Annotated in this window: 14 protein-coding genes; 11 read left to right on the top strand and 3 right to left on the bottom strand. The window is 49.2% G+C overall.

Annotated elements, in window-relative coordinates; all coding sequences use genetic code 11:
* The first annotated feature begins 22 nt into the window (after positions 1–22).
* Positions 23–985: an ArdC family protein gene (locus tag AB4O25_RS00995; RefSeq protein ID WP_460150294.1), complete on the top strand. Its 963-nt coding sequence runs from the start codon at positions 23–25 to the stop codon at positions 983–985.
* A 134-nt stretch (positions 986–1,119) separates the two neighbouring features.
* Here AB4O25_RS00995 and AB4O25_RS00990 read toward each other — a convergent pair whose 3' ends face one another.
* Positions 1,120–1,314: a DUF7740 domain-containing protein gene (locus tag AB4O25_RS00990; RefSeq protein ID WP_025214500.1), complete on the bottom strand. Its 195-nt coding sequence runs from the start codon at positions 1,312–1,314 to the stop codon at positions 1,120–1,122.
* 231 nt (positions 1,315–1,545) lie between these two features.
* Here AB4O25_RS00990 and mobH point away from each other — a divergent pair, with 231 nt between their 5' ends.
* The 10 genes from mobH to AB4O25_RS00940 all read left to right on the top strand — a co-directional run bounded on the left by mobH (position 1,546) and on the right by AB4O25_RS00940 (position 13,693).
* The gene (mobH, locus tag AB4O25_RS00985) at positions 1,546–3,267 is read left to right on the top strand and encodes a MobH family relaxase (RefSeq protein ID WP_058545070.1); all 1,722 of its coding nucleotides are present in this window, start codon (positions 1,546–1,548) and stop codon (positions 3,265–3,267) included.
* Between the two features lie 538 nt (positions 3,268–3,805).
* A complete protein-coding gene (locus AB4O25_RS00980) occupies positions 3,806–4,015 on the top strand; it encodes a hypothetical protein (RefSeq protein WP_058545069.1) in 210 nt (69 codons plus the stop codon).
* A 758-nt stretch (positions 4,016–4,773) separates the two neighbouring features.
* On the top strand, positions 4,774–6,309 hold the full coding sequence (locus AB4O25_RS00975) for a ParB N-terminal domain-containing protein (RefSeq protein ID WP_460150291.1): 1,536 nt from the start codon (positions 4,774–4,776) through the stop codon (positions 6,307–6,309).
* Positions 6,272–6,769 carry a hypothetical protein gene (locus AB4O25_RS00970; RefSeq protein WP_460150290.1) on the top strand — a complete coding sequence of 166 codons (498 nt, stop codon included), beginning with the start codon at positions 6,272–6,274 and terminating at the stop codon, positions 6,767–6,769. The genes AB4O25_RS00975 and AB4O25_RS00970 overlap by 38 nt, the downstream gene beginning before the upstream one ends.
* Positions 6,756–8,021 (top strand): hypothetical protein, encoded by a 1,266-nt coding sequence (locus AB4O25_RS00965; RefSeq protein ID WP_460150288.1) that lies wholly within the window; start codon positions 6,756–6,758, stop codon positions 8,019–8,021. The genes AB4O25_RS00970 and AB4O25_RS00965 overlap by 14 nt, the downstream gene beginning before the upstream one ends.
* A gap of 694 nt (positions 8,022–8,715) precedes the next feature.
* A complete protein-coding gene (dndB, locus tag AB4O25_RS00960) occupies positions 8,716–9,798 on the top strand; it encodes a DNA sulfur modification protein DndB (protein ID WP_058545066.1) in 1,083 nt (360 codons plus the stop codon).
* Positions 9,795–11,321: a DNA phosphorothioation system sulfurtransferase DndC gene (gene dndC, locus AB4O25_RS00955; protein WP_460150286.1), complete on the top strand. Its 1,527-nt coding sequence runs from the start codon at positions 9,795–9,797 to the stop codon at positions 11,319–11,321. The genes dndB and dndC overlap by 4 nt, the downstream gene beginning before the upstream one ends.
* Positions 11,318–12,712: a DNA sulfur modification protein DndD gene (dndD, locus tag AB4O25_RS00950; RefSeq protein ID WP_460150284.1), complete on the top strand. Its 1,395-nt coding sequence runs from the start codon at positions 11,318–11,320 to the stop codon at positions 12,710–12,712. Before dndC ends, dndD begins: the two co-directional genes overlap by 4 nt.
* Entirely contained in the window at positions 12,696–13,331 is a 636-nt protein-coding gene (locus AB4O25_RS00945) for a hypothetical protein (protein ID WP_460150283.1), read from the top strand. The genes dndD and AB4O25_RS00945 overlap by 17 nt, the downstream gene beginning before the upstream one ends.
* Entirely contained in the window at positions 13,328–13,693 is a 366-nt protein-coding gene (locus AB4O25_RS00940; RefSeq protein ID WP_058545063.1) for a DndE family protein, read from the top strand. Before AB4O25_RS00945 ends, AB4O25_RS00940 begins: the two co-directional genes overlap by 4 nt.
* Positions 13,694–13,802: 109 nt before the next feature.
* Here the strand turns inward: AB4O25_RS00940 and AB4O25_RS00935 are convergent, their stop codons facing one another.
* Together AB4O25_RS00935 and AB4O25_RS00930 are read right to left on the bottom strand one after the other, a co-directional pair.
* The gene (locus AB4O25_RS00935; RefSeq protein WP_196764436.1) at positions 13,803–14,414 is read right to left on the bottom strand and encodes a class I SAM-dependent methyltransferase; all 612 of its coding nucleotides are present in this window, start codon (positions 14,412–14,414) and stop codon (positions 13,803–13,805) included.
* Complete coding sequence (locus AB4O25_RS00930; RefSeq protein WP_058545061.1) at positions 14,395–15,384, bottom strand: hypothetical protein; 990 nt, start codon at positions 15,382–15,384, stop codon at positions 14,395–14,397. The genes AB4O25_RS00935 and AB4O25_RS00930 overlap by 20 nt, the downstream gene beginning before the upstream one ends.
* Positions 15,385–15,534: the final 150 nt, after the last annotated feature.

Here is a 15,534-nt window from a genome sequence, read left to right as displayed (position 1 = left end):
GCTTTCTCTCGAGGAAAATGCCATGCGTAATATCTACCAAGACGTGACAGATAAGATCGTTACCGCGTTAGGCCAAGGCATAGCCCCTTGGATCAAACCCTGGTCCTCAAGTGGCTCAGCCGACGTCCGTCAACACCAACCCTACCCCCTTAACGCCGTCACGCAGCGTCCCTATTCGGGCATCAATTTACCGCTGCTCTGGACCGAGGCTAGATTGCAGGGGTTCACTCAAGATCGCTGGCTGACTTTCAACCAAGCCAAAAAAGCCGGCGGGCACATCCGTAAGGGTGAGCACAGCACCCTGGCAGTGCTCTACAAACCGATGGAACGCGAGGAACAGACCGAATCAGGCCAACCCGTACTGGATGAAAACGGTCAGCCCAAGGTCGCTCACTTCGGCATTCTCAGGACACATTTTCTGTTCAACATCGAGCAAACGGAAAGGCTCGAAACGCTCAACGAAACTTTAATCGAGACGGAACCGAGCGATCCCTTCTTCCCCAACGCTGCTGCAGAAAGTTTGTTGCGAAGTTCGGGCGCAAATATCATTCATCGATTTTCCGACGAAGCCTTTTACCACCCGATCAGGGATCTCATCCAACTGCCGACAAAAGCGCAGTTTCACGATCAAGATGGATACTACGCCACCGCGCTTCACGAGCTGACGCACTGGACCGGACACTACTCTAGATTGCAGCGCGAAGGCGTAACCTCTCCGTGTCCATTTGGCTCGCCAGACTATGCATTTGAAGAGTTGATCGCCGAAATGGGGGCCGCTTTTTTATGTGCCTACGCCGGTATACGGGGAGAGCTTCGGCACGACGGCTATATCGACTACTGGCTCGGCCTGCTCAAGGCTGACAACCGCGCGATTTTCCGCGCCAGTGGCCAGGCCCGATGCGCTTCGGAGTATGTGCTCAACCTGGAGCAGCAACGGAAGCAGACGGTAATGGATGACTCGCGATGCATGAAAGATGGAGCTTGATCGTCACCTCACCGCTGCAAACGCTTCATAGGGTCCAACACGAGTTGGACCTTTTTTCTATGCCCAGAAAAATCCCCACACTGCGGAGCTCTGACGCAAAGAACATGAGGTAATCCCGTAACCGCAGTACACCGTTACGTATCCAGATTCTCAGCCAGGTAATCCACCAGCTCGAGCGGACTCCGACTGTCGATCACCTTGTAGATCAGATCGCGTTTGCTGCGCGGCAACTTCTTAACCACGCTCTTCGCCGAGGCCCTGACGGCTTCGTCTGTCCCATGGATACGTGCCGCGAGCAGCAGCACGAGCGTGGCGTCAGTGAGGTTCATGGCAAGGCCCGATAAAATTCGCACCGCAGTGTACCGACACTTTCCTTTTTCGTACCAGCACGCGCATCCAACAAAACGGCACCAGGACAAATCGATATTACGATTGCCGCACAAAGGGAAACACGTCAAAAGGACCAGTAAGGGTTGGAAGGGAATGGGAAATCAAGGGTAAGAGCCCTATCCGAAAAGGCTAAAAGGCCACTGACTCTGCCAGTTCCCGGGAGGACCATGATGCTCAGTCTGTTTCGGCACAAAAGGCAAAAGCCTCCTCCGCCACCAACCGTAAACGTCGCCGATGGGTACCTGCCCATCGAATCGTCCCAGAGCTTGTTAGCAGCCGAGCATCGCCGCCAGTTGCTTGATCGCATTTGGCAGTACACCGCCCTCTCCCATCCGCAATTCAGCCAGCTCTATTTAAATCCGATCCATCGCTACGCCGAGCTGGTCCAGCAGCTTCCAGCCAGCGAGACGCACCACCATGCTTATCTTGGCGGCATGCTAGACCATGGGTTGGAGCTGGTCGCTTGTAGTTTGAAATTGCGTCAGTCGTATCTGCTGCCGACCGGCGCCGCGCCCGAAGACCAAGCCGCCCAGACCGACGCTTGGTCCGCTGGCATCGCCTATGGCGCGTTGCTGCATGACATCGGCAAGATTGCCGTGGACCTGCTGGTCGAACGCCAGGATGGCCGTGTTTGGCATCCTTGGCAGGGTTCCTTGGATCAGCCGTATCGTTTTCGCTACCTCAAGGGTCGCGACTATCACCTGCACGGCGCGGCCGCAGGCTTGCTCTACATGCAGATTCTCGACCGCCCAATCCTCGATTGGCTCAGTGGATTTCCATCGCTCTGGGCTAGCCTGCTATATGTCCTGGCGGGGCAGTATGAACGTGCCGGCGTGCTCGGTGAGCTGGTGATGCAGGCAGACCGTGTTTCCACCGCACAGAACATCGGTGGCAACCCGAGCAAGGCGCTGCAAGCGCCGATTCATTCGCTGCAACATCACTTGATCAGCGGGCTGCGTCATCTGGTTCAGCACGAACTGAAACTCAACCAGCCAGGTGCCGCAGGATGGCTGACCCAGGACGCGCTCTGGCTGGTCAGCAAGACGGTCACAGACAAGCTGCGAGCCTATCTGCTGTCGCAATCGATTGAGGGCATTCCCTCGTCCAACCTCGCGGTGTTCGATGAGCTGCAATCGCATGGATTGGTGGAGTCCACGCCGGAAGGCAAAGCCATCTGGACCGCGCTCGTCGCACAGGGAAATTGGCAGCAGAGTTTCACCTTTCTGCGCCTTCAACCCGCACTGATTTGGGGAAACGAAGACCGGCCCAAAATTTTCAGCGGAACAGTGACCATGGTAGTCGATGACCACCCGACTGACGCTCCGGTATCACCACCAGTGCCCAAGGCAGGCGGAACAGGATCACATCAAAACCAATCGCTGGAAGATTCACTAGCGATGGATGCCGATTACCTCGGAACGTTGCTGAATATGTTCGAATTGGCAGAGCCCGAGACTCCTGAATCACCACCCGAAAGAGCTCTTGAAATCCGAAGCTCCCCTTCGGACAACCCCGGTCGGGCATTCCTGAAATGGGTCAAGGAAGGCATCCAGAGCCACAAGCTGATCATCAACGACAGCAAGGCTAAAATCCACACGGTGAGCGGCAGCGTGCTATTGGTCACACCAGGTCTCTTCCAACGCTATGTGCAGGAGTTTCCTGGTATCTCACAGGATTTCGATCAAGAGATTGAAGAATGGCGTTGGGTGCAGAAGCAGTTCGAAAAACTGAAGGTCCACAGGAAACGAGACGATGGCTTGAACATCTGGATCTGTCATGTCGAAGGTCCTCGGAAGAAAGCAAATCTTAAAGGTTATTTGCTCGAGACCCCGGCGTTGTTGTTCAATATTGTGCCGGCCGATAATCCTTTTCTTAAAATCGTAAATGCTTAGATTCCCATAGAAATCTATTGGATCCTACGACATTCTGCACCGCGAGTATTAGGACTGCCGAACTCATGGCCAGCCACAATACTGTGACGCCGTTGCAGTTTGAGAGACCGCACACTACAGCCTACACCGACGCGGTGAAATTATGACAGCGTGCCCCGGTTTGACACAGGGTCCGCCAGGGGGCTCCGTCTCTCTTCGCCCCCTTTCTATCTCATCCCTGAACCCGCAGATGATCACTAGTAAGGATGTTTGTCCACGCAGTCCTGAAGTCTCGCAACGCCTTGGATCGACTGGGCTCGCAAGCAGGCTGATCTCTTGGATCCTTTGCAGGGGAATCTGGCATTAATAACCACGTTGGACGTAGAGCTAGAAAGCTGGTTCAGTGGCTCACACTACGGACAGCCAGAGAAAGGTTGGTGGTCTGAGTAGTCGGCAACGATGTAGATCTCAGGAAACACGACTTTGAATGGCAACGTTTAGACAATTGGTCATCGCAAATTTCCCTACTGCTATGCTGTCCTCACACGGAGAATAACCAATGACCAATTCAGACCTGCTCCCTTCCCTGCTTTTCAAGATCAATCAAAACCAACTCGCCCTCGAAGCTGCCATCATGGAGCTAACACTTTGGGTAGAGCATCGCGGTTCTGCTGACGTCGCCGAGAATGTTCGCGGTGCGCTAGACACAATCAGCCAAAACGAAGAGTTCATCAGAATGACGCTCGCGGTACTTATGACCCCGGAGTGACCTCATATTAAGCTAACAGCGAGAATGGGCGTCATACTTTCAGCCGCAACAATCATCCTTATTGCAGCGATAAAACTAATACATTGAGCCACCACTAACAACAACCCTTCTCGCGAAGGGCGAATACTTCATGCAAGTCAAATCTAAATACCCACAAACTGTCACAACTAGCGAACCGCGATTCCCTCACTCACCTTCATGCCACTTAAGATACAGTCATTAGAGAAAGATATTAAAATGCTTGAAGTCAAATTGTTTTTCCCAACATAGGCCTCCGTAATTGGGGGTCTGCTCGCGTTCAATGAGTAACCACTAGGCGCTGGTCTAGCTATTTTCAATCGTTACCCGGTCAGGTAGCATAATGAAGCCAGATGCATGCAAACCTGATGAAGGCTTACGCGCCTTTGATTGTCAGGTATGATGTCGATAATCGACATGGATTGCTAGAGAAAAGAGGGGATAGGGATTGAACCAAAGGCTTACAAAAAATGCCTACATGGGCCTCCATTCTGACTCCAATGGCACGCCTCGCTCCTGCGTGTCACTTAATCGGTTCGAGAAACACACACGCAGTATTACCGTCTCCGGCTACCGATAATGCTGGAATCTCGGACAGCCCTAATCGCAGTTGAACTCCTGTACATCAGCATGAACGCCATAAAAAATTTACTTTTGAACAATACAGCGCTCAACACAGCTACCAACTTTTCGTCTGTGGCATATCTCCCACAAATACCTAACCATTTTGAGGCGTACAAATGAGCAGAAGACAAACTGCCGCACCTTTCCGGTATGAATTTGAGAAAGATGGTGCATTCGGTGTATTTAAAACCAACGGATCCGTCCCCATTGAATACTTCATGACATCTTTTAAGGTGGATGAACTATCCTATCTATCTTATGCAAAAGATGTGAACACTGACCTTAATTTTGATTATTTAATCCAGCGCGATATTGACGAAGATCGAGCAATCGCTGAAATTAGCCAATATCTAGCAAAAGAAGACGGAATCCAAAAAGATATTGTATTTTTACCTCCGCTACTCGTCGGCGTAGTTTTCGTAGACCAAGACAAACGTCTTGAGGACTACTACCCAAACTCCACTTACAGCTCGGGCAACGATGATTTAGGCAAGCTCCATATCCGTGAATGGCCGGGCGTACTAAAAGTTACCAATTACCATGTTGAGCAAGAAGACCCTCGGATCTTCTACTGCGGAGATGGAGATCACCCAGCAACTATCACGATAAATAACGCAAAGGTAGAAGTTAATATCACGCCTAACGGAATTAAAGGGGCTCGACTGGTAGTCATAGATGGCCAGCATCGACTATTTGCACTGAATGCGTTGCGTTCCAGTCATCGAGAATTAGTTAAAGACCTTACCCTGCCTATTTGTCTTGTATACCCTCCAAATTCCATTGAAAAAAACAACGACACACAACCTAAAGTACCAGAAGTACTTCGCCATCTTTTTGTTGATGTTAACTCCACTGTTGAGCGTGTCAGTGGGCACTTCCTCACCTTGCTTTCAGATCAAACCTTAGGTTCTATTATCTGTCGAGAATTTTGCAAAACAGTACTAGACCAGAAAAAAGGTGAGGGGCTCGGGCTTATCGAATGGAACACGAAAAACCACAAGCAATCATTGGAAATCTCTCGCGAGCACACATTAACAAGCATTGGGGTCATCAACAGCGCATTCGAGGAAATTTTCAAAACAAAAAATGGCGTTAAGCTATTAGCGGCAATTCTTGGGATTGACAGACAATCTAGTGATTTTGATTTTGACATTGATGAGTATGAAGAGATCCGTGGCGCACCGGAATACTTCCCTTGGCGTGATTTCCTTTCTCGCCATCGAGCCAAGCTTATACATTTGGTTAACGAGACCATCACGCCAGCTTTGATCGATATTTTTTTCAACACTCCATTCTATTCCGAATACTGCACTAAATTCAGAAATTACTTTATCGATCTCGAAGAAGAAACCAAGCGGGAGCGCCGAAACGAACAAGACGTATTCTCTCTTGTTAAAGGCCATATCCTTTTCAATGACATTCTTTTAAAACCCGGGCACGCAATGCATGCGAAGGTGAGAGAGGATTTGAAGTCCTTAGTGGACAGCACAATACCCGATTTTTCCCGCAAGGCCATATTCCAAAAAGCAATGATTGAGGCATGGTCATTACTCTGTGCAAAATTTATCGCCAATAATATCTCTATCTCGCGTGCTTCTTATTACGTGACTGTTTTTGTCGCAAACTCGTTCCCCAAAATCAGATTTATTTGATGAGCGTCACTTATACCTTCAAGATACAATATTTAGTGGCTCTCGCATAAAAGTAACTAAATCAGCAAAGCGCCAGATTGTTAGATTACTACTCTCGAACGCGGGCAAGGTAGTAGCTGAAAGCTCGAAAGAGGCACAAGTTATTTCTGAGCTTGCTAAAGAAGAGGTCGGAAGTTTTATCAATCAAATGCGCGAAGACAAGCGTAAAGTGTTTGAAAAATCTTACCGTACAAATTTTAACCTCCCTGCCTTTGAGCGCGAACGCTTGTACTCCGCTGAGCTCGATAAGCCGCGCCAGATGAAAGAATTTGGTGGTGACTCCTCAAGGACCGAATTTGACCGGGAGGTCGGACGATTAATATCTGAAAACCTTACCAACTCATTTGATGATCTGGCTCGCACCCTAAAGGCTAAGGACTTCATCTATTCGAAGAGCGAAGAGTTTGATGAAGAATTGTAATACGGTATATTTCTCCATACTGGATTGCGCTAACGCTGACGCAGCTCTAATCGAGCTGCTATGCGCCGCGACACTTGAGTATTCTGATTTTCTGATTATTTCAAATTCTCGCACCCTACTGATCGATACTGCTGAACAGATTTACAGTACTGTACAAATCCGGCCTCAAGGCTTGCTAGTACCTGCCGGTAGTGTGCTGGCAACGGCTGAGCACTTTCTAAAATATTCCTGTCGAGCAACATATACCGAAAGACGCTTTGTAAAATTTGATCCGTATACGGGACTTACCTCGGAATCCATCCAGTTCTGCTCTAAAGATCTGACAATAGACGCGCACAACCCTGTTTATCATTATAAAAATACAAATAAATTTCACCCTATTGTTAAGCATACGATTGAAACTGCCTGCGCGGAGCAAAATGAACTCAACCGCCATATCAGTCAACTGCTCACCAGGTGTAGCTTTTTGCCCGATTCTTTTTTAAAGAGCAAGAGTCTTGGCACTGATTTCGATGGATTACAACTACATGAACTTAAAGCTTTCACCGACATTTTAATTACACTAAAACCAAACCTCAGAGTTCTCAACACAGAAGTTGACGACCTTATACAGTACTGCAATACCTTGATGGCTGTGCGCCCAATAACTTCTACTGATTTATCCAACGCATACCCTACTGCCGCACTACAGAATGGCTTCCCTTGCGTCTACAAAGTAATCTCAATATTTCATTATTTGGCATACGAGCTTTCTCTTCGCCGCAAACTATACAACAAAGCATTTATGCATATTTTTAGAACTTACGAATGCTATGCTTCGGGCGCACTGTTTTTACGCAATGCAACAATTGCTAGCTACACAACGAAAAAAGGAACATTTCCCGACTCGTATATACTTGACGGGGACCGCGTATTTGGCTTTTCAAGCATTTATAAAGGGCTTGGAGTTCACTTCAATTTAACTCACAACTCAGATTACTCACTGTGCCAGCTCTATATTGACCTCCGCAACAAGTTTCATTACACACACGGTGATTTGAAACCAAGTCAGCACCTTACCCTCCAATTCGCACGAGCGATTATAAAGCAGATACTTAAAATTGAAAAATCTGAGGGTCAACTAAACTTTCGTTGGATAAAGGTTTATCGTCAGACCGCCCGTATGTTTCTGAATGATGATCATGCAAAAATTGCAAACGCTATCGTACGCCACCTTGGAATGCCGCCGCATACGTCCTTCTCAGAAGTGTGAAAAATCAATCCGTTCCACTCTCGGCTGAATACCAACGCTCAGTGAGCTTTGCACGAAGCCCCTTTGAAAACGTCCAAAGGACTCTAGAGCGATGAGATTTTTAGAGTTTGCACCTATCGAAGAAGAGAAATTCATTGATGGCACAGCTGTATGATCTCTCCGATGCGGCCAGGGATTTGGTGCGCATCTGCAAGGGGCCTCACGCCAAGTTGAACGGTCAACGGTGACGCCTGAACGATAGACCCCACGGCGTAGGTGCGACCCGCGCTCTGCAAGTGCCGGTAAAAAGGGAGCCTGAAGCGCCGCCAGTTCATGCATTCGAGCATAACCTGGGATGGCTCACGACGAAGATCCATATTTATTGGCATGTCGGATTGACAAGCCACCGACATCGCCTAAGCCCGATCGCTGCTGGAAGCGGTCTATATCCCCACCGCGCGCGAAGTCGCCCCAAAACTCACCGATGGCTGTCGGCAGACAGATTAAAGTGAACCGCCGCATCGTCACGCACTTCGATAAATCTCGCGAAAATTTATGCGGCGCAGGTCTAGCTGGCCTGTGCCAGTCGATGTTTTCGACAGTACCTTTCGTACGACGCGTAGACGTTATCAGGGAGGTAAATACCAAGGTTTTATTGCGTGTACGTTAAAAATATGCAAAATGACGTACTCACAGTAAAAACACGTTCTTAGCCATGAATATTTTCGTCCACTCCTTCCCATGCGTCAGGGGCATCCAGGCCGGACGGCCTTGCTACATTGCGATGTGCCCCATGCGTCTTGTGCCCAAAATATTCATTTTTAACGAGGAAAATGTGCCAGCCGATCTGCGCGCGCAGCGCACATTAAACCTCGCCAGAGTCCCAGAGATCTCAGCCTATTTGCTCGACAATCGCGACGATTACACTCTATCCGCGATCACGGCATCAGTGGATGGTGTTGTCCAATTCACCCCTGCTTCCGACACTGGTCTAGGGCAGAGCATCGGCACGCTTACAATACCAATGGAAGCTCCGATACTGATCAACGACGGTCAGCATCGCCGTGCAGCCATCGAGCAGGCGATTCGTGAGAACCCAGAGCTTGGCCACGACAACATCCCGGTCCTTTTCTTTATTGATGAAGGACTCAATCGCAGCCAGCAAATGTTCGCTGATCTCAACAAGCATGCCGTTCGTCCGAGCAATTCAATCAGCACCCTGTACGATCTCAGAGACCAGATTTCTGATTTGGCCAGGTATCTGGCAAAAAATGTAGAAGTCTTCTCCAGGATGACTGAGCTGGAGAAGTCCAGCCTCTCTCCTCGCAGCTCCAAGCTCTTTACCCTCAGCGCCATCAAGAATGCGTCCCGCGTCCTGTTGAAAAAGGGAAAAGGTGACCTCATCGCGCAAAACGAGAGAGAACTCGCGAAGTCTTTCTGGGAAGAGGTCTCTCTACAGATGCCCGATTGGATCAGGGCAAAAAACAAAGAGCTGTCGACGTCTGAACTGCGAGACAACTACATCCATGCCCACGGCGTGATGCTGCAAGCGATGGGGCTCGTCGGTGCTGAGCTGATTATCCGCAAAGAGTCCGAATGGAAAAAAACCATCAGTCAGTTGCGAGGCATCGACTGGTCCAGAGCCAATCCTGAATGGGAAGGCCGCGCCATGGTTCACGGCAGGATCTCCAAAGCCACAACGAACGTTGCACTCACCGCCAGTCTCATCAAGAAGAAGCTTGGTGTCCCGCTGTCCACGGTTGAACTAGAGTTAGAAAACAGGTTTCTTCAAAAATGAGTAATGATCAATTTCTCTATCCATCACACGATGACTTCGTCCAAGAAGCGATTATTGCTGGTAGACCATTAGCGGACGCTGTCCGCGAGCTTCAGAGCATTTACAAGGCTGATAATCGCCCTTGGGTAGTGGGGTTCAGCGGCGGCAAAGATTCGACCGTGATTCTTTCGCTCACTTACTACGCCTTGAAGATGTTGCCGCCTGAGGAACGCCATAAGCACGTGTACGTGGTCTCCTCCGACACTCGAGTGGAAACCCCTGTAGTCGTCGACATGATCCGCCAGGTGCTTGATTCGGTGAACGCTCAGGCGATTCAGGATCAGCTGCCCATGACAGCGCACTCTGTCACTCCTAAAGTCGGCGAGACGTTTTGGGCCAACCTCTTGGGTAAAGGCTACCCTGCCCCAACCAAAGCATTCCGCTGGTGTACTGAGCGGATGAAAATCGACCCTGTGAGCGAGTTCATCAAGGACAAGGTAGCTCGCTTCGGTGAAGTAGTGGTTGTGCTTGGCTCCAGACGAGAAGAAAGCTCCACGCGTGCCCAGGTAATCACACGCCACAAAATCGACGGTTCTGCATTGGGTCGACACACGACATTGCCCAATGCCTATACCTACATGCCTATTGAGCTGTGGCACGCGGATGACGTCTGGGAATACCTCATGAGCGCTGCTAGGCCATGGGGCGGCTCTAACCGAGTACTGTTTGAGCTCTACAAAGACTCCAATGCTGGAGAATGCCCACTCGTTATCGACACCAATACACCATCGTGCGGCAACTCGCGTTTCGGCTGCTGGACCTGCACAGTCGTGACACACGACAAAGCGATCGAGGGGCTCGTAGACAGCGGAGAGGACTGGATGCTACCGCTACTCCAGTTCCGTAACCAACTGCACGCCAGCTCCCTGCCCGAAAATAAAACTGAATTCCGTAATTATAAACGTCGTACCGGCAAAGTGACCTTCGCAAGAGGGGCTATCGATGACGACTCCAATGCCGCCACCAAGCACGTACCTGGTCCGTATTGGATGAAATATCGCCGTGAGTGGCTGAAGCTACTTTTGGAAATTGAGAAAGGCATACGTGAAACCGATCGCGAGATTGAGCTGATCGGTCGTGATGAGTTGCAAGTGATCCGCCAGCAGTGGCTGAAGGATCCAAATGAACCGGACTGGATTGATTCACTTCCTAAAATCTACGGTGAGGTTTACCCCGAAGATACGGTCGAATGGATCAAAAATGATGCCGGCGCGTTTACTGAACCTGATGCTGCCATTCTCAACGCACTCGAGGCTGAGCGCGGCGTTCCAGCAGTTCTGATCATGAAACTCATAGATACAGAGTTGTTGTTCTCCGGGCTCTCGCGCCGAAAAGGAATTCTGGACGAGCTGCAGAAAGTCCTGGAGCAAGACTGGGGTGGATTGGACGAAGCAATGGAACGACGCGCCATCCCTAAAGTTACCGACACGTACAAGACTGCTTTCGAATCTCTGAAAGCCGACCTAGATGGCTTGCTGCAATGATTATTGACTCCCTTTCAGTACTAGATTTCCGAGTGTTTAGCGGCGCCCATAACTTTGACCTGGCTCCCAAGATCAAAAGAGGCAAAAACGCGCCTATCGTTTTGTTTGGCGGCCTAAACGGCGGCGGCAAAACAACCATCCTGAGCGCGCTGAAGCTTGCCTTGTACGGTAAAGGTGTACTGGGCTCCGGCGCAACGGTTGCCGAGTACCATCAGTACCTCCGTGAATGCATACATAGAGCTCACAACAGCATCGCCAAGCCTACGCGTGCATCCGTTGAGCTGACCTTTCGCTATGCACAATACGGCGTTATATCGAGCTATCAACTGATACGCGATTGGTTTGTTGACCCTTCTGGGAAGGTAAAAGAAGGTCTGATCATTTCAAGGGACGGACAACCTCTGACCGAGCTTTCCTATGATCAGGCACAGGCGTTTCTCAACGAGCTGATCCCGATTGGCGTTTCCGAGCTGTTTTTCTTCGACGGTGAAAAAATCGCGAGCCTTGCCGAAGAAACATCCGGGGATGCGTTGCGAGAGTCGATCAACAAGCTTTTGGGCTTGGACCTAATCGATAGGTTGCACTCCGACCTCTCCGTTATCATCAGAGGGCGCTCGGTCAAAAAGGCTTCTGAAGATCGCAAGCAAAAAATTGCCAATGCAGAACGGGCGTATGATGATCTGAAGAAGCAGCTTGCAGAAATACGCGAAAAGCTTCTCCTCATGCGCGTGAATACTGTCGAGGCCAACAAAAACCTCAGCCACGTAGAGGCGAGCATCAATGCTCGGGGCGGCGCTTGGAGCGCCTCAAGGCAAGAGGAAACGGTTAATCTCGATTCGTTGGTTGGCGAAAAAAAGGCAATAGAACACACCCTGCATGACATGCTCAGCGGACTGCTGCCTTTTGCAATCACCCAAAGCCTCAACGAAAAGCTGCTTGCACAGCTAGACAATGAGCAGCGTGCGCAAAAAGCGCAGGTACTCTCCGAATACCTGCAACGTCAGCAAAGCAATTTTCTAGCAGAAGTTGAATCTACCTTTGCTATGACAAAGGAACAGCTCCCTGCCCTCCAGGATATTTTTCTTAGGACATTCGGCTCAGAAGTCGCGAGCAGCTTCCAGCACCAATCGCCAGTTCACGAGCTCTCCGACACTCAACGATTCAGCATCACTCATCGCCTACAGAACGATGTTGGCTCACTCCAACAACGAGCCGCTGGCTTGGTGATGACGCTTCAGGAAGCTGATAGCCAGATTGAATCCGCCCGGGAAAATATCGCTAGGGCACCTGACGAAAAAGTACTGATCCCACTGTTTAACGAACAGGGGCAGCTACAGGGACGGTTGTCCGCCCTAAAGGAGCAAAGATTCTGTAATGGTCGAGGAAGCTAAAGCCCTTCTCAACTGTTTGTCGATGGCCGCGCGCCAATTAGACGATCTCTACACTGAAATTGCTGAGTCCCAGGAAGAGGAGCGCCTGACCGGACTCGCACAAAACGCCAGAGATGTTCTTAAAGAGTTCTCTATACGCGCCCGAATTGAAAAACTCAAAGAACTTGAGTCGCAGTTTTACACCTCCTTCAATGGCCTTGCCCGCAAAGAAAATCGGAATCTCAGCATTCAGATTGATCCGAACTCCTTCGAGGTCGTTCTTATCGACGATGAAGGCGTAATACTCCGCAAGGAAGAGCTGTCGGCCGGCGAGAAGCAGATCTTTGCGATCTCTATTTTGGAAGCGTTGGCCCGGACTTCAGGGCGAAGCCTGCCAGTTGTGATCGACACGCCTCTTGGACGATTGGACTCGATTCATCGGAAAAAACTCGTAGAAAACTATTTCCCAAAAACGAGTCACCAAGTCATCATTCTCTCGACGGATACAGAAATTGACTACGCCTTTTATGAAGGCCTACAAGGAAGCATTTCGCACTCTTATCATCTTGTATACAGCCCAGAAACTCGCTCCACACAAGCAGAGGAAGGCTATTTCTGGCGGTGGGCACAAAACGCATGAATGTATTTCCGCATAAATTCAAAATATCCGCCTCGTCCACTGCGAAGATGAAGTACCTAAAATCAAAGACCGGGCTTACGCCTAATATTTTGAGTAGGTTTGCGATCGCACTTGCACTAGCTGACGAGAATGGTCTTGGCAATGCCAGTGTATCGGACTTGGATGGGCAAGAGTTCAATGCGCCGACCTTATTTGGTGAGCACTTGGATATCTACGAAGCGCTGCTCAGGCAGTTCACTTATCAAAGTTCCCTGGAGTGGGATCCCGTCAGACATGTCGCCTCTCTAATCGAGGTGGGTCTGCATAAAATGGGGCATGTACGTTCTCTGAAAGACGTAGCATTGCTGATAGCAAGCAAATAAAAAGAGCCCACCATCAGAGGTGGGCTCTACCGTTAACGAATCTGTATGGCGTTAATTTCAATTGAAAAGTACTAAGACTACATTCTAATGGTTGTTTTCCAAATATCTTTTATGATTCTGATTTTTTGACTATCGTGTTTACCCACTGCGTTTCACTTCGCCCAGCCAAATCTTTTGAAACCCATTGTTTAACAATCTGCGTATTCGCAATGAGCGAGAATAGGTCGGTAATTTCATCCATCTTATAAAAGCTGAACAACCTACCATCAGTGTTGCGTGCTTCGCCAACACCCTGCTTCAGCGAGAAGTACAAATGCCCACCAGTCTTGAGCGACCTCACGATTTTAGGCAAAGTGTCAAAAAATGCAGGCTTACACAGATGCATTAGGGACGCACAGGCCCAGATGCCGTCATATTCCTCTACAAATGCAATTTGCTCGGCAGCCAGATCAAATATCTTAGCGCCCGTCTTCAAACGTGCGCAATTAGCCATCGCAAGAGAAGGTTCTAAACCTTCCACGATAAAGCCCATTTCGAGAAAATGTTTTATATCTCGTCCGGTCCCACACCCCAAATCCAAAACTCTGCCTCCAGGAGGCAGCATGCTTTCAAATGACTTCCACTGCTCGCTCATGTCAATTGAGGAGCTAAATCTATCATATTCCTGATAGGTATCTTCATAGTACTTAAGCGTCGCAACATCAGGCACTAGTATTTTCAACTCCACTCCCGGCAGGTGCTTTCGCCTCTGACTCCCACTCTTCGATCTGCCTATTGATTTCATCATAATCTGCTTTGACCAATTCTTGAATCCTTCTCGGGAAGACAGCCGTATGGATCCGCGTAGAACCATCGGGATTTTCTTGCTCTGCTTGCTTGTATGCGTCAGTAAGCGCTGTGAGGTGAGCAAGGTATTTCCCCAGGCAACCACTCAACTCAGCGTTTTTAGGATTCGCGAGTCCAGAGGATTTTTCAATGAGCGCGGCCATTCGATCACCCACTGCAATAATAACAAAAACTTGAGGAAGCACGGCCTTGATATGTTGACCGAGATAGGGGAGCTCCTCAATAAGTCGCAACGGACGCTTATCAGTGCCTTCGTGAATAAACAACGTTAGCTTAACAACTCCCGGACTACTATCACTTTCAAACTTATAGCGAGACGGGTCAAACTTAGACAATTGTTCATGCAACTGAGTGCTTAACTCTTTGCTCTGAGCAAGGAGAACAAGTAACGGCCCATAAAATTCATTATTTTGTTTATTACGATACTCGAATAATTTTTGTCTAGCATCGAAAGAAAATTTCTCTTTTCGCTCACTTTCATTATGAGTCATCTGACGAGCTTGTAGAAAATAGTTTACCAACCCTGCAATCGCCACCCCCAAAACTCCAAATAATGCTGGATAAAGCCTCTCCCAGAAAGACTGCTTCAATGCGAATACTTGAGAGCTGATACTCGTTAAACTCTCATTAGCATCGTCTACTTTCTGGCTGACACGCAGAATTTTATCATTTTGGTCTAACACATATGCCGGGAATGCCACGCCAGCTACCGCCATAGGCAAAGCTGACTGAGGCACCGCTTCCGGCATAACCACCGCCTCCGAATCCGTAGAGCCTGCTGCAATCGCGCTCACGGACAAGGTGCTGAAACAGATTAGCAATAGCGTTACTGGGATCTGCCTCATGAGAGCCTCCTATAAGCTTGTAAGATGCTCTCGCATTTTGGGCACAACCGCAACAATTTATTGGACCAACACGCTGTAAGTATTGGAAGCACTACACAAGATCTGATTGGTTTTGCATATAACTATGTAAGCAGCTCTCGAGAGATGAGC

The sequence above is a fragment of the Pseudomonas sp. S3_A03 genome (genome assembly GCF_054668275.1).
The sequence above is the reverse complement of the archived record's forward strand: the minus strand, read 5'-3'. Positions and strand labels throughout refer to the sequence as shown.